The organism is Methanosarcina subterranea, from assembly GCF_055385895.1.
The window spans coordinates 3,927,386-3,941,565 of record NZ_AP042426.1; the positions used below are offsets into that span (position 1 = coordinate 3,927,386).

Sequence of the window (14,180 nt, forward strand, 5' to 3'; positions counted from 1 at the left end):
AAACCTTAGAGGCTGTCTTAAAATTAAATACTCCCTGTACCCTGCTTTTTTGTTAATGTCAAAACGATCTGGACTATCTTCTTATCCCAGTGATTTATCCGATAAAGGATGGGAAGTAATTAAGCCTCATATTCCTACTTTCCGAAGTAATCGCGGTCGAAAACGCGTTCATTCTGATCGAGAAATATTAAATACGATATTCTATTTGTTGCTTTCTGGTTGTGCCTGGCGAATGTTACCGCACGAATTTCCACCCTAGAAAACTGTTTACCATTATTTCCGGTATTGACGACTTAAAGGAGTTTGGGAAAATATTAATATTGCCCTGAGAATTGAACTGAGGATTTTATGCGGCAGAGAATCAGAGCCAAGTGCAGCGATTTTAGATAGCCAGTTAGTTAAAACCGCAGAAACGCCAAGAGTACGTGGGTATGATGCTGGCAAGAAAGTAAAAGGGAGAAAACGTTATTATAGTAGATACAACAGGGCTAATGTTAATAGTTGTAGTTCATGCAGCAAATATACAGGATAGAGATGGCGCTAAACTTGTTCTGGAACAAGTTTAGGGGAAATTTTCTCGATTGAAACTTATTTGGGCTAATGCTGGTTACTCGGGTAAACTGGTTGATTGGGTCAATCTAATGTGTGGTTGGGTGCTGGAAATAGTCAAGCGTAGCGATGATGTCAAAGGCTTTAAAGTACTTCATCACAGATGGGTGGTAGAGCGGACATTTGGATGGCTGGGAAGATATCGAAGGTTAAGTAAAGATTACGAAGGTTTGACAGAATCAAGTCAAGCATTAATCTATGCTGCTATGACCAGAATAATGATTAAAAGAATCGCCAAAATCAAGAATTGAAGAGAGGGAAAATAATTTTAAGATACGCTCTTAGAGATAAAATGTTAAAACTCGAAAAATCCCGTTTTTTTATTTTAATTACTATTTTATATGCAGTCATGGTCTTTCACCTATCAGCCAGTGCCGGCATAGGAGATCTCAAACACATCCTGAAAATGAGCATGGGATACCCTTTCAGAAATGTTCTCCTTACTAATAACCTGTCTTCGGCAATGGATATTTTACTTGCTTCACTGCAAGCGGTTCAAGAAGCATCAATAGACTCAGGGCACGTAGGAATTTACTTTGGGCTCGGGATTTTACTTTATTTTGTGTTTTTAAGTTCGAAAAACCAGTCACTGTAAGATATTCGGCAATCTGCGCAGTATGCATCGGGACTGCTTACGGCATACTGAACGAAATATTCCAGTGTTCCTGCCGTATCACGTTGCGAGCGTAGCAGATGCCTTCTCAAACTTGATAGGGCTTGTGCTTGCACAGATTTTTGTAATTCTGTTTGCACTTATGCTGAAGGCAATTTTTAAAGTGAAGAAAAAAGAGCTGAGTGCTCAGTGAACTACCCATCATTGAAATGACGGGCATCCTGCTTCACGGCTCTCTCTTTTGAGAATAACTCCGCAGGCTCTACCCTCTGTTCCAGAGGTGATTAGATTATTAATTGCAAATTGTTTAATGTTGATGGCTGCATTAATATCTCTGTCATGGTTTGTATTACAAGAAGGACAAAGCCATTCTCTATCCTTTAAAGTTAATTCAGAATTATGGTATCCACAAACATGACAATTTTTAGAAGATGGTTCAAACATTCCAATCTTCAAAATTGTCTTGCCAAACCATTGAGCCTTATACTCCAACTTTGTTACAAAACTGCTCCATGCAGAATCAGCCACAACTTGAGCTAATTTGTGATTCTTAATCATACCTTTTATATTTAAAGTTTCAATTGCAACTGCTTGGTTTTCGCTTATTAGTGACAATGAAACTTTATGCTGAAAATTAGTTCTCTGGTTTGAAACTAATTGATGTTGTTTTGCAAGTTTCTTAACAGCTTTCTTCCGGTTTTTAGAACCTTTAACCTTTCTACTGACTCTTTTTTGTAGCATTTTAAGTTTCTTTATAGATTTTTTAAGAAACTTGGGGTTCTCAATTTTCTCACCTGTAGATATGGTTGCAAATGTCTTGATTCCAACATCAACACCTACCAGAGTTGATTCGGAATATTGTTGAGTTACCGGATATTTATTCAGATCCTCGGTCAAGATGCTAATGTGGTATCTTCCGGCTGATGTTCTGGAAACGGTAGCAGTTCTTAAGAATTCTGAATTAAGATCCTTCTCAACTATGATTTTATCATTAATGGTAGTTGTTTTGATGTGAGTTTCAAAGAATTCAGGTTTAAAAAGTGGTCTATGGATATTGATTTTAATCCAGCCAATAATAGGTAGAAATATCTCAGAAGTAGTTAAGTTAATTTTATAATGTTGAGGTATCTGGAAAGAGAAATGTTGCTTTTTCTTTAATTTTTCAGCTGGATAATCCCCCAATCCTTTAAAAAAACGTTGATAAGCAGTATCTAAGTTTTTGTTTGCCTGTTGTAAAGATTGAGAATTAACATTTTTCAACCACGGATAAATATCTTTTAAGACAAGAATGTGTTTATCGAGTTCTGATCTTGGGATATTACATCCACACTGACTATATAATATAGATTTAGTATGAAGAAGTTTATTATAGAGAAAACGGACACCGCCAAAATGCTGCTCAAGCACTTGCTTTTGGCCCTGTTCAGGATAAATCCTATATAAACTTCCTTTTCTCATACTAATCAAGTATATATAGGTTTTGAACTTATATTAAGTCAATACTTATCGAAAAGGGTTAAATATACGGAAGTTGACAGCATTCATCCCGCCACTAAAGTAACGGGCATTCTGCCTTCTTTTTTCGTAAAAGTTCAAAAATTAAAAATTTTTAGGATTAAAAGTTTAAAGAATTAAAAGTACTGAAGCCAAAAAAGAGTCAAAGCCCGATAACTTAAAACCTATAAAAACAATACCTGAAAAAATAAAAAGGAAAGGTTTGTCTTTCCTCTATTTTCCTTCTCAATTTTTGTTAGCTTTCCTCGACTTTTCTCCTTCCCATCTCGAAAGCCCTGACATTGATCTCAACTGTCTTCTGTGGCACGAGGGCTTTAACACTCTCAATCAGTGTCTCTTTTGGAATTGGCAGGTAGACGGAGACTGCCCCGACCATTGCCACGTTCATTGCAAGCCTGCTCCCGGCTTCATAAGCCAGTTCGTCTGCATTAAAGGCTTTGACTATGTATTTTTCAGAAAGAGTGTCAAGGATCTCCTGGACCTCGGGGTATTTTGCAAGGCCTGAGGTAACGGTTACAGGGATGATTGGCTGTGTGTTTACTATGACCACCCCGCCGTCCTTAAGGAAATCGAGATACCGGACTGCTTCCATGGGCTCAAGGGCGAGCATGATATCTGCGCCTTTCTTAGGGATCATTGACCCGAGATCGATCCCCAGCCTTATGTGGTTTACAACCGAACCTCCGCGCTGTGCCATGCCGTGAGTCTCTGCTGCCCTGATGGGAAGCCCTGAAATAACTGCGGCTTTTCCTATGATATCCGAAGCAAGGATTGCCCCCTGCCCGCCGACTCCTGTGATAAGGAGGTCGAGTTTTCTATCTCCTTCAACGTGGCTCATCTCTTCACCTCCCGGATAGCTTCAAACTTGCAGATCTGCGCACAGACTCCACACCCGCTGCACAGGGCAGTAATTACAGTACATTCATTTTCCTCGTCGAATTCGATTGCCGGGCAGCCGAACTTGACGCACTGTTTGCAGCCTTCGCACTTTTCAGGGTCAACGATATACGGGACCCGCCTGATCCCTGCCCTCTTTCCTGAGATCACGCAGGGCTGTTTTGCAATAACTACGGCTGTGCCTTCAAAGTCCTTTGCGGCTTTGAAAGCTTCCTGGATCTCTTCAAGGTTGTAGGGGTCAACAACAGCTACGGAGCCAGCTCCCATAGCCCTGCAGAGCTTGGCAAGCGATACTTCGACTGTGGGCTCTCCGGTAACCGTAAAGCCGACTCCTGGGTTTGGCTGGTGCCCGGTCATAGCCGTGATTCGGTTGTCGAGAATGGTAACCGTTATATTGGCTTTATTGAAGACCGCATTCAGAAGAGAATTCATACCCGTATGGAAAAAGGTTGAATCCCCTATAGAACAGCAGATAGGGCGCTTTTCTCCTGCATGATATAGCCCGGAAGCAATGCTTATGCTTGAACCCATACAGAGAGTTGTCTCAACAGTCCCACTCTGGATTCCGAGGGTATAACAGCCGATATCGCTCGGATAGATAGCGTCCTTTCCAAAGACCTTTCTCATGGAATAGAAGGTTGCCCTGTGAGAGCAGCCTGCACAGAGAGCAGGCGGGCGCGGGGCGAGTTCAAGAGAAACCTTTCCTGACTCGTGTTCAATGTCCAGGCCAAAAACTTTTTTCAGGGTTTCAAGGAAGGCGCTTATATCCAGTTCTCCTTCTCTCTGTACAAACCCTCCTTCTTTCCCGAGAATTGAGACCTCAAGCCCGGCTTCCTGGGCAAGGATCCTTACCTGCTCTTCGACAATCGGCTCAAGCTCTTCAAAGATAAGAACGGTGTCAACCGTATCAAGCAACTTCAGGACAAGCTTTTTCGGAATAGGATAGGTCCCAATCTTCAGGAAAGAAGCTTCAAGCCCGAGTTCCTGCATGGCTTCTTTTGCATAAACGGATGCAATGCCTGCACCTATTACTCCCAGCCGTGCATCGGATTTGAGTTCAAGGGTGTTCCATGGGGATTTTGCAAGCTCATCCTCCATTGGCTGCTGGATAGAAAGGAGATGGGTATGGCGGGGGCGGGCATTCTTTGGCAGCATTACCCAGCGGTCGAGAAGTATTTCAAAATGGGGAGCCGGTTTATCTACAGGGATTTCCCCGAGCTCTATATCCGATTTTCCATGTGAGATCCGGGTTGTGGGCCTGAAGATTACAGGAATTTCGAATTTTTCCGAAAACTCAAAAGCATAGGGAAGCATATCTTTGGCTTCCTGGGGAGTTGAAGGATCAAAACAGGGCACAAGAGCAAACTGGGCATAGCGCCGTGTATCTTGCTCATTCTGGGACGAATGGCAGGAAGGGTCATCAGCTACGATTGCGATCAGCCCGCCTTTTGTGCCTGCATAAGCAAGGGTCATGAAAGGGTCGGCTGCAACATTTAATCCTACGTGCTTCATTGTTACGACAGACCTGACCCCTGCCCAGGCGGCTCCGACTGCAACTTCCATTGCAACCTTTTCGTTAACAGACCATTCTATATAGTAGTCCCGGTCTTCGCGGGAAGCAAGCGTGTCTATAATCTCCGAAGAAGGAGTCCCGGGATAGCCTGCAATAACCTGCACGCCGCCTTCGAGAAGCCCCCGGGCAATAGCCACGTTTCCAAGCATGTACTCACGCATTGTCATAATTAAGTCTCCACCGTGTTAAACAATAAAATGCAACTTTAATAACAGTTTAAATGCAGTTCTCTGTAAATCAATGCCAATAGATAAGGAGTTTGGAGAAGACAGCTCCGGCAAACAAAACCTGCTGTCTGCAAACCAAGTAAAACTTTTGCATTATCCAAATAACACGATCAATAATATACTTTCGGATAATTGCCAGAGAATTTTCTCCTGCATGATCAGGCAACGCACAGACATACAACCCGAAAGCAAAATCCTGAAAAATGGATATGTCCGTTTGCTTGAGATAATCAGGGAAAAAGTAGATTAGAGTTGCCAGATGCAGTGCTAATCCAGGCACTGAGTTCAGACAACAGGGGGCTAAAACCACAGCTACGGCTAACTGGAGGCTTCGAAAAGAAGAAACAGAGGGGAGATCGAAAATACAGTCAGATGCCCGGAACCCTTGAGTTAATGAATAGGTCAATGAGTCAATGAACTGGCTTTTCCCAGAAGCTCTGCAAGCTTTGCAATCTCTTCAAGCTCAACGTCGAGTTCTTCGCCTTTCAGGGACGCTTTGAAAAGTTCTCTTTTTGCAGGGATCTCAGCCACGACATTCACGCAATTCACAGAACCTAGCATCTCTTCTCTTATATCCGGTTCGACCTTGTTAAGCACAAAATAGACCCTGCACCCGCACTGGCTACCAAACTCATCAAACTTCTTTGACAGCTTGAGGGACTCGTAAGAAGGGTCAACAACCACAAGAATCAGGTCAAAGTCCTTATCAACTCCACGCCCGAAATGTTCGGTTCCGGCTTCGGTATCCACAATTACAATATCGTCTTTCCCAAGGTCAAGATTTTCAAGAAACTCCCTTGTCAGGACTCCCATAGGGCAGGCGCAGCCCTCTCCGTAATCGTGAATCTTTCCAACAGCCATCAACCTGAGATTCCCTTTTTCTTCCACAAATTCAGGCGGGATATCAGAGAAACTCCATCTTTTCTCAAAAAATCGGGACTGCTGTTGCTTTTGCTGCCCTGCATTATTTTCAGCTGCAAGCCCCCAGAACTGAGTCTTCTTGGGAGATGACTTCTGCTTTTCCTTAAAACTCTTTTTTCCCCCAAAATATTCCATAAGGTCCCGCGGAGCTGCCATTCCCAGCTGGCTATGCAGCCCGTAATTGGACTCATCTATGTCAAGTACAAGCACATTTTTTGTTTTTGCCATCTGCTTTGCCAGGAGAGCAGAAACCGTACTTTTTCCGCTTCCCCCCTTCCCGCACACTGCTATTCTCATACAAAGTTCACCTATCCCAGTAATTTATCCTGCTGAGTTAAAAGCACTTCCTTTAAGCGCTTTCCTTTAAACATTTTCCTTTAAGCATTTTCCCGCCCGGAATGTCCATCCGGAATGTCCAGAAAGATAAAGGAGGAAAAGATGAATGAGAAAAGTAAAGCAGAAGAAATAAATTAACTTCAGGAAAATACAGGAATAATATACGAGAATATAAGCCACAAATAATAGGATAAAAAGTCAAGAAATAGACATCAAATAGTTAGAGAAAATTCCGTTTTTAAATGGAGATTAACAGGTGGTCGTGGGAGGCAAAACGATCTCGTCAAACCTCTCCGTGTTGGCACATAGGATGTAATGGGGGTGAGCAAGATCCCCAATAAATAATTATGAACTTTTAGTATATAATTAAGTATGTTTTGATTTTTTTATAGGAATTCGAGCGTCTAATCTTCAATTTAATCTTTATTTTTCTGTGCATCTCTAAGTTAGTGAACTACCCCTTCCTGCCTGATGGCGAGGAAGGGGCTTCTTGCTTCATCCCTCGAACGACTGTTCGCAAGTCCACAAGCCCATCCCCTACGTTCCGTAGGTGTCAGATAACTATAAGATTTTGATCTTGAAGAGAGAATTTTTTGATATTGATTGCAGCATTTATGTCTCTGTCGTGCGTGGTTTTACAATCAGGACATACCCATTCTCTGGTTTTCAAGGTCAGATTACCATTATAATAACCACATACATTGCAAATCTTTGAAGATGGCTCAAATCTTCCTATACGTAAGATGGTTTTTCCCAACCATTCAGCTTTATACTCAAGTTTGGTTACGAAACTACTCCATCCAGCATCAGAAATGGATTGAGCCAGACAATGATTCTTTACCATGCCTTTAACATTCAGAGTTTCCAACGATATAGCTTGGTTCTCGCAGATAAGTTTAGAAGAGAGTTGGTGTTGGAAATTATTTCTCTGATTGCTAATAGTTTCATGGATTTTTGAAAGATGGTGTCTTGCTTTGTTACGGTTATTGGAACCTTCAACCTTCTTACTCACTCTTTTCTGCAAACATTTCATTCTTTTTAGAGAGTTTTTCAGGTATTTGGGATTCTCAACTTTTACCCCATTAGAAAGGATTGCAAAATCTTTGATGCCTACATCAATTCCTATGGTACTCGATTCTGATATCCCCTGTTTAGCAGGAAGTTCTTCTCCGTCATCCACAAGAATAGATATGAAGTATTTTCCTGTACTCGATATTGAAATGGTTGCAGTTTTCATATCGCCTTCAAACTTTCTATGAAGAACTGCTTCGACTTCCCCAATCTTAGGTAGTTTGATAAGGTTTCTTTCAAAATCTACCGAATAATGTTGTGGCATTTGATAAGATTGAACTGGGTTTTTCTTAGATTTGAAGTTAGGGAAACCAGATTTCTCTCTAAAGAATTTCGTAAATGCTGATTCTACGTTTACTAAAGAAGCAAGTAGAGCCTGAGAATTAGCTTTTTTCAACCATTCGTTAGAAGGTTTTACTTCATGAACTAAAATCCTTTGTAAATCAAACCTTGATATCGATTTGTTATTTTGCTGATAAGTTTTTATTTTCTGTTCTAAAGCCCAATTATAGACAAATCTACATGCACCAAAATTTACTTTTATGAATAATTCTTGGTCTTTATCTGGGTAGATTCGGCACTTGTAGGCTTTTAACATACTATAGATTATAAGTTTTAAAGATATATATAGGGTTTGTTAAACTTCCTATAATGAAGTTGACGGCTTTCATCCCCCACCTGTCGGCTGATGCCTCCGAGGAAGGGGACTTCCCGCCTCAAAGTTAAAATTATATCAGAAATGGGTAATTTTCGTGCCTCAGAACTCATAGGGCTCATCATGAAATCAGCTAGATTTTTCATCACAGGCACGTAATTGAGATTAAAGAATAATTAGAGAATATTTTCATAGAGTGTATTTTCTTAGAAATACTTTCTTAGAGAAATATTCTCTTCCAGATTAAAAATTCTTCAGCTTTCGCCCCTGAGCTCAGCCTGAATTTCCTCAGCGATCTCACGGGCAGCTTCTTTAGGAGATTCTGCTTTATAGATGCTTCTGCCTACAATCACCCAGTCTGCCCCTGCAGCAATCACGTCAGAGGCTTTTCCTCCCTGAGCGCCTACGCCGGGAGAAATAATGGTAAGTTTATCTCCGATAACTCTCCTGATTTTCTTCACCCTTTCGGGCCGCGTGGCTGGAGCAACAAGCCCGAAAGCTCCTGCTTCAAGTGCCATTTTTGCAATCGCTTCTGCTGCTGGCTGCATAAACTCGGCTCCGCCGGGATGGCTCATTTCGCTTACAACGAACACGTCCTTTCTGTATTCGGAAGCAATTTCAATGCAGGCGTTAAGGCTATCCCTGCCTGTAAAGCCCTGCACAATAACCGCATCAGCGCCTGCTTCAAAGACCTGGTCACAGATAAGGCGGTTTGTGTTCGGGATATCGGCAACCTTAAAATCAGCTATAACCGGGGCAAATTCGGCAAGCTCCCTGATTATCCCAAGCCCTGTGGCAAGAATGAGGGGATAACCTACTTTTATTGCGTCCACGAATTCCCAGACATCTTCTGCAATCTTCAGCGCTTCTTCCCTGTCAGTTACGTCCAGGGCAAGGATCATACAGGTGTTCCTTTCCATCAAATCACCTTTTTGAAAGACGTGTCCGCACAGCCGACACTATAAGTGGGAGAGTAATGGTCGCATCTGCGTACACGGTCACTGATTTTGCATCTTCCCCGACCTTTCCCCAGGACTGGGCTTCGTCAAGCGTTGCCCCGCTCAGGCCTCCGGTTTCAGGGTGGTCCATTGTTAGCTGGATTGCATAATCAAAGGACCTGGGAGTCACAAGCATGGATTGCAGGATATAGTTCTTGGGGACGCCTCCTCCAAGCAGCATAGCGCCTGCACTTTCAGCCTCATAGCAAATTTCCATAAACTCATGCATATCCGCAAAAGCGTCCACATTCAAAGGGTTGTTTTCTTTGTACAGCCAGGCCTGAAGCCCTATCACAGAGTCCTGAAGAGCAGGGCAGTAGACCGGCACACCCATTTCTGCTGCGGTTTTCAGGATTGAGGAATTGTCGTCCAGGTTTTTTCCGATCTCGGTAAGGACCTGACGGATAGATAGTTTTTCCTGTGGAAGCCCTGCATAAACCCCCTGTAGAAATTCTTCAAGATCCGTAAAGTGCTGGTCAGGGAGGTAGACATCGTAGATCCTGTCGATACATTCATGCCTGAGCTGGATATCATTTGCACAATCCGACCCTTTATAATGGTGGAGACCAAGGGCTTCAACCGTGTCATGCACCATATTAGCTCCGGTTGTGACAAGCACATCTATGTACCCATCCCGGATAAGGTCCGCAACAATATTCCTCATGCCTGCCGGTGTCATTGCCCCCGCAAGCCCGAAAAATTTCGTAGTTTTCTCGGAAGCCAGCATCTCATAATAGATGTCCACGGCTTCAGCCAGCCTGCCTGCACCAAAGGCACAGCCGCTGTATTCCCTCACAAGCTCGTCTACAGTCATGTTAGGGACTATCTTAGCCCCTTTGACCGGAGTTGTAAGATTTTTAGCAGAAGCTTCAAAGTCCATTTTTATTCCTCAGAGATTAACATTATTAAAACATAATTGTGTTATTCCTTAGCGTGTAGCAAAAGAATGCATGCTGAAATAAGTATGCAGACTGTAATACAGGATATCAAATATTACGTAGGATATCGAATATATATGCAACCTGCCACCTGCAGTCACTTTAATCGCTGGTAGTACTGGTAGTAAACCCGGGATGAGGATATGCCAGCTTAAGCGGATTGAAGTTTAATTCTCCTGCAGACAAATCTATATTTCAAAGTAATATAATCTCAAAATAACCTGAGAATCTATAATTTCTCGGATAATCATCGTTTTTGATTTTAGATAATAGTTATTATTTTCACGCAAGTAACTATATGGAACTGATTTATGTGAACACCTCGGTATAGATAAACTTTCTCTTCCGGAAACTGCAGGAAATCTTCCGGGACTGCAAAAAAGAAACCTGTTCTGTAAAAAGCCTGAAAAGAAAAGGTAAATGGAAATCTGTAGAAAAAGGTCAGAAATATATAAATTAGAAAAATAAATTAATAGAGTGGGAATAGAGTGGGAATAGAGTGGGAAGGTAATGGGCAAAGATGCAGGATGAAACAGAATGCAGGATGAAGTAATAAGATATGAAAATGCTGGCATACATTTCGGGAGCAAAAAAGTTCTTTCTAATTTTTCTCTTTGTATCCCGAAAGGAAAAAAGATCCTGATGAAAGGAAAATCAGGAACCGGCAAATCCACTCTACTAAAAATAATTCTCGGATTTGGAAAGCTTTCCGAAGGCTCGGTGTATTACATGGGCAGGCCCTTAAGCCCTCATGTAGCCTGGCAGGTTCGAAAAGATGTAGCGTATGTTTCTCAGGACATGGACCTCGGTGAAGGACCTGTAAGAGACCTGCTTGATGAAGTCCGTTCTTACCACTCTAACAGGGAAAGAGTCAATCCTGAAAAACTTCACATTCTTATGAAGGAGCTCGAGCTTGAAAAAGACATGCTTGATAAAAACTTTGAAAATCTTTCAGGAGGAGAAAAACAAAGGATAGGAATCCTGATATCCCTGTTGCTTGAAAGAGAGATTTTCCTGCTTGACGAAGCAACCTCAGCTCTTGACTCCGAGCTTAAAAAAAGGGTTGTTGACTATTTTCTTAAACATAAGGACTGGACCCTCTTTGTAGTTTCACATGATAGAGAGTGGGAAAGGGATGGAGTGAAAATTGTGGATATAGGAAAAAATGGCTCTGACTGAAAGGTATTGCCGGAAGTGTAGCATCCTTCTGTAAGAATAGAAACAGGTCAAATCTTGAAAAGAAATGGTAAAGGTGTGGATAAATAGTTGAATAAAAAGCGCTGCATGAAAATAAAGAGAGGGATTTTCAGATGGCAAGCCCTGATATATCAATACCTTCCCTGATACTCTGCTTTCTACTACTTGTGATTCCCCTGGTAATCAGTTACAGGATAAAACTCCGTATCTCCCGGACAACTTTAGACGCGGTTGCCCGCATGACAGTCCAGCTGGGAATGGTAGGCGTGTTTTTAACCTATGTCTTTGACCTGAACAATGGGGCTTTGAACCTGGCATGGGTTCTGGGAATGGTTGCAATTGCAAGCTACACAACCATCCGCAATGTCGAACTCAAAATGGAAAAACTATTTCTGCCGGTTATACTCTCCTTTACTGTAGCGAATTTAAGCGTGTTGCTGTACTTCAACGAATTCGTGCTCGACCTTGGAAACCTTCTCGAAGCCCGTTACCTGATCCCCATAGGAGGCATGGTTCTTGGGAACTCACTCAGGGGCAACATTGTGGGCATGGGAGAATTTTATGAGGACATCCGCAGAAATGAAAACAGGTACCTTTACAGTCTCTCTCTCGGAGCAAGCAAGTATGAAGCCCTGATACCTTATATTCGAAAATGCCTTCGTTCTGCGCTCAGACCTACTCTTGCTAATATTGCAACTGCAGGGGTTGTTTTCCTTCCCGGAATGATGACAGGGCAGATCCTCGGAGGTGCAAGCCCTACCCTTGCAATCAAGTACCAGATTTCAATTATGGTTGCCCTTTATGTGTCCACAGCTATGAGTACTACCTTTAGCATCCTCAGCACTATATATACTACTTTTGACGAGTATGGGCTGGTAAAAAAGGAAATATACAGAGAAAAAGACAGGGGAAAAGGAAAAAGGAAAGGAGAAAAGGAGAAAAAGACACATCGGACCTGATCTTAAAGCTTACACATACCCTGTGATGTCCTGTCCTATCGGAGTGCTTTTTCTTATGCATTCCTCACCATACTGGACCATATCCCTGACCGCATTTTTCAATATTGAAGGATAAATCTGGCCTACCTGCTCCCACACAGGCCTTCCATGGCAGAAAAACTTGAACGTCGGAGTGCCCTGAACTCCGTATCTTTCTGCAGTCCAGGGGTTTGCTGATATATCTATTCTGGCAAAAACTGCCGAAGCTTTGTATTCCCTAGCATATTCCTCAAAATATGGTTCCATAGCTTTACAATACGGGCAGGCAGGACTGTAAAACATTACAACAACCGGCTTTCCGGAACTTTCCACCTGCTGTCCCCAGGTCGCATCTTCAATTTCAATAATATTACTTCCGTTCAATCGATTACCCCCTTAAAAGAAATTATGAGATAGATGAATTATGTTCTTTAACTTGCTCTTAAGATTAATAGAATATGTGGTTTTTACAATAAAGATACTTTATTCTTTTAATTTTAATTAATGCAATATTTATGTCTTTATGGAATTAAAGTTCATGCATTTGCGGATTCAGGTTTATGAGATCTGCCATTTGCAATCTCACGATTCCAGAAAACGGATAGTAAATAAAAGTGCTTAAAAGTAATAAAGAGTAATTAAGAGTGGAAACAGAAGTTTTGTAAATAACAAGAAAAATTTCAGTAGCTTAGATAAGGTTAAAAACAAAGTTCTCTAGATATAAAAATAGAGATAAGCCTGAGAAAAAGCTAGTGAACAGAACTGTAAGATCAGTTCTGTCTTTTTTGGATTCCCTGATTCTTCTGGCAGCTGTCCCCGCTTTTTACATATCGTTAAAAGCTTCAGGGCGGGTTAGAAGACAGAATTCAGCAGACACTGCTTTTTATTCAAACCTCTTTTTCTTCATAATCAGGGTTCATAGTCTCATCGAAGCAGGTGCTGCAGATATACTTGTCATCGAGGCATGTTTCTTTGAAATCTACACTGGGACCACCAGGTTTTGTAGTTGCTTCCTTAAATACATAGAATTTTTCGTTAAACTCTATTGGCTGTCCGCACCTTGTACATACAAAGGGGGGGTTCTCAACCGAATCAATTGCACATTCAATGCATATCAGATCGGATTTTTCCCCGTGAATATCCCTGAACTTGATTGGTTTCATATCGAGACTGGTGTCCACAACTAGCACATCTTCCAGCAGTTCCCGACCACAGATATTACAGTATTCTTTCATTGTGTCGCCTCCCTTCTTCAGAGGATTCCTCACAAAACCCTGTGCTGAGCCTACAAAAGGTTTTAAACTTTCCGTGTTTGCACTCATTTAATTCCCCATTTTTAGCCTATTTATCCATATCATACAGAACCGGTCAATTTTTCAGTATTTCTACTCCGGCTCAGTATCTTTCACACCTTTATAATAAATTTTCACCCTGCCGGATATATAAGCTGCCGGCAATTCAGCCAGAGAAGTCCTGTCCCAAACTAAGGAAAAGCGATAAGGAAGAAAACATATATAATTTTATTACAATGTATTCCCGGAAATACTTTACGCACTCAAGCAAGAACAATCCGAGAAAACAATATACAAATTATGTTTCAAACCGCTTTTTAGCTTATGGTTCAAACTTCCCTATGTAAATATAGGTTTTAAA

At 41.8% G+C, this 14,180-nt stretch carries 14 protein-coding genes and 2 pseudogenes; 6 read left to right on the top strand and 10 right to left on the bottom strand.

All coding sequences use genetic code 11. The features are described 5' to 3' along the window. Positions 1 to 55 precede the first annotated feature (55 nt). From ACZ5A8_RS17090 to ACZ5A8_RS17100, 3 genes and pseudogenes are all read left to right on the top strand, one after another. A pseudogene (locus tag ACZ5A8_RS17090) lies at positions 56 to 860 on the top strand (IS5 family transposase). A gap of 41 nt (positions 861 to 901) precedes the next feature. Beyond that, a complete protein-coding gene (locus tag ACZ5A8_RS17095; protein WP_464530508.1) occupies positions 902 to 1,204 on the top strand; it encodes a hypothetical protein in 303 nt (100 codons plus the stop codon). A 64-nt stretch (positions 1,205 to 1,268) separates the two neighbouring features. After that, positions 1,269 to 1,415, top strand: a complete 147-nt coding sequence (locus tag ACZ5A8_RS17100) for a hypothetical protein (RefSeq protein WP_464530509.1) — start codon at positions 1,269 to 1,271, stop codon at positions 1,413 to 1,415. 8 nt (positions 1,416 to 1,423) lie between these two features. Here ACZ5A8_RS17100 and ACZ5A8_RS17105 read toward each other — a convergent pair whose 3' ends face one another. The 3 genes from ACZ5A8_RS17105 to iorA form a co-directional block, all read right to left on the bottom strand. Further along, complete coding sequence (locus ACZ5A8_RS17105; RefSeq protein ID WP_464530511.1) at positions 1,424 to 2,680, bottom strand: RNA-guided endonuclease TnpB family protein; 1,257 nt, start codon at positions 2,678 to 2,680, stop codon at positions 1,424 to 1,426. A 292-nt stretch (positions 2,681 to 2,972) separates the two neighbouring features. Beyond that, positions 2,973 to 3,575 (bottom strand): indolepyruvate oxidoreductase subunit beta, encoded by a 603-nt coding sequence (locus ACZ5A8_RS17110; protein WP_464530512.1) that lies wholly within the window; start codon positions 3,573 to 3,575, stop codon positions 2,973 to 2,975. Continuing rightward, the gene (gene iorA / locus ACZ5A8_RS17115) at positions 3,572 to 5,374 is read right to left on the bottom strand and encodes an indolepyruvate ferredoxin oxidoreductase subunit alpha (protein WP_464530513.1); all 1,803 of its coding nucleotides are present in this window, start codon (positions 5,372 to 5,374) and stop codon (positions 3,572 to 3,574) included. The genes ACZ5A8_RS17110 and iorA overlap by 4 nt, the downstream gene beginning before the upstream one ends. Before the next feature lie 73 nt (positions 5,375 to 5,447). On the opposite strand from iorA, the gene ACZ5A8_RS17120 reads away from it, so the two are divergent. After that, on the top strand, positions 5,448 to 5,684 hold the full coding sequence (locus ACZ5A8_RS17120; RefSeq protein ID WP_464530515.1) for a hypothetical protein: 237 nt from the start codon (positions 5,448 to 5,450) through the stop codon (positions 5,682 to 5,684). Between the two features lie 152 nt (positions 5,685 to 5,836). On the opposite strand, the gene ACZ5A8_RS17125 is transcribed toward ACZ5A8_RS17120, so the two are convergent. From ACZ5A8_RS17125 to ACZ5A8_RS17145, 5 genes and pseudogenes are all read right to left on the bottom strand, one after another. Beyond that, positions 5,837 to 6,652, bottom strand: a complete 816-nt coding sequence (locus ACZ5A8_RS17125; protein ID WP_464530516.1) for an ATP-binding protein — start codon at positions 6,650 to 6,652, stop codon at positions 5,837 to 5,839. Positions 6,653 to 7,244: 592 nt separating this feature from the next. Then, complete coding sequence (tnpB, locus tag ACZ5A8_RS17130) at positions 7,245 to 8,360, bottom strand: IS200/IS605 family element RNA-guided endonuclease TnpB (RefSeq protein WP_464530518.1); 1,116 nt, start codon at positions 8,358 to 8,360, stop codon at positions 7,245 to 7,247. Positions 8,361 to 8,509: 149 nt separating this feature from the next. Continuing rightward, positions 8,510 to 8,584, bottom strand: a pseudogene (gene sp26, locus ACZ5A8_RS17135) (small protein 26); the annotation flags it as partial. A gap of 87 nt (positions 8,585 to 8,671) precedes the next feature. Beyond that, entirely contained in the window at positions 8,672 to 9,337 is a 666-nt protein-coding gene (gene pyrF, locus ACZ5A8_RS17140; RefSeq protein ID WP_464530519.1) for an orotidine-5'-phosphate decarboxylase, read from the bottom strand. A 4-nt stretch (positions 9,338 to 9,341) separates the two neighbouring features. Then, positions 9,342 to 10,295: a deoxyhypusine synthase gene (locus ACZ5A8_RS17145; protein ID WP_322223977.1), complete on the bottom strand. Its 954-nt coding sequence runs from the start codon at positions 10,293 to 10,295 to the stop codon at positions 9,342 to 9,344. A 595-nt stretch (positions 10,296 to 10,890) separates the two neighbouring features. Here ACZ5A8_RS17145 and ACZ5A8_RS17150 point away from each other — a divergent pair. Together ACZ5A8_RS17150 and ACZ5A8_RS17155 are read left to right on the top strand one after the other, a co-directional pair. Next, positions 10,891 to 11,532 (top strand): ABC transporter ATP-binding protein, encoded by a 642-nt coding sequence (locus ACZ5A8_RS17150; protein WP_464530521.1) that lies wholly within the window; start codon positions 10,891 to 10,893, stop codon positions 11,530 to 11,532. 131 nt (positions 11,533 to 11,663) lie between these two features. Then, positions 11,664 to 12,509, top strand: coding sequence for an ABC transporter permease (locus ACZ5A8_RS17155; protein WP_464530523.1), 846 nt, complete (start codon positions 11,664 to 11,666; stop codon positions 12,507 to 12,509). A gap of 9 nt (positions 12,510 to 12,518) precedes the next feature. Here the strand turns inward: ACZ5A8_RS17155 and ACZ5A8_RS17160 are convergent, their stop codons facing one another. Next, the gene (locus ACZ5A8_RS17160; protein ID WP_464530524.1) at positions 12,519 to 12,911 is read right to left on the bottom strand and encodes a thioredoxin family protein; all 393 of its coding nucleotides are present in this window, start codon (positions 12,909 to 12,911) and stop codon (positions 12,519 to 12,521) included. A gap of 503 nt (positions 12,912 to 13,414) precedes the next feature. After that, complete coding sequence (locus ACZ5A8_RS17165; RefSeq protein ID WP_464530525.1) at positions 13,415 to 13,849, bottom strand: hypothetical protein; 435 nt, start codon at positions 13,847 to 13,849, stop codon at positions 13,415 to 13,417. Between the last annotated feature and the right edge of the window lie 331 nt (positions 13,850 to 14,180).

Bases quoted from the DNA above. Each gene is read 5' to 3' on its own strand.
- pyrF (WP_464530519.1), bottom strand. From the start codon at position 9,337: ATGGAAAGGAACACCTGTATGATCCTTGCCCTGGACGTAACTGACAGG.
- ACZ5A8_RS17120 (WP_464530515.1), top strand. From the start codon at position 5,448: ATGCCAATAGATAAGGAGTTTGGAGAAGACAGCTCCGGCAAACAAAAC.
- ACZ5A8_RS17155 (WP_464530523.1), top strand. From the start codon at position 11,664: ATGGCAAGCCCTGATATATCAATACCTTCCCTGATACTCTGCTTTCTA.
- ACZ5A8_RS17125 (WP_464530516.1), bottom strand. From the start codon at position 6,652: ATGAGAATAGCAGTGTGCGGGAAGGGGGGAAGCGGAAAAAGTACGGTT.
- iorA (WP_464530513.1), bottom strand. From the start codon at position 5,374: ATGACAATGCGTGAGTACATGCTTGGAAACGTGGCTATTGCCCGGGGG.
- ACZ5A8_RS17110 (WP_464530512.1), bottom strand. From the start codon at position 3,575: ATGAGCCACGTTGAAGGAGATAGAAAACTCGACCTCCTTATCACAGGA.
- ACZ5A8_RS17105 (WP_464530511.1), bottom strand. From the start codon at position 2,680: ATGAGAAAAGGAAGTTTATATAGGATTTATCCTGAACAGGGCCAAAAG.
- tnpB (WP_464530518.1), bottom strand. From the start codon at position 8,360: ATGTTAAAAGCCTACAAGTGCCGAATCTACCCAGATAAAGACCAAGAA.
- ACZ5A8_RS17165 (WP_464530525.1), bottom strand. From the start codon at position 13,849: ATGAGTGCAAACACGGAAAGTTTAAAACCTTTTGTAGGCTCAGCACAG.
- ACZ5A8_RS17145 (WP_322223977.1), bottom strand. From the start codon at position 10,295: ATGGACTTTGAAGCTTCTGCTAAAAATCTTACAACTCCGGTCAAAGGG.
- ACZ5A8_RS17150 (WP_464530521.1), top strand. From the start codon at position 10,891: ATGCAGGATGAAGTAATAAGATATGAAAATGCTGGCATACATTTCGGG.
- ACZ5A8_RS17095 (WP_464530508.1), top strand. From the start codon at position 902: ATGTTAAAACTCGAAAAATCCCGTTTTTTTATTTTAATTACTATTTTA.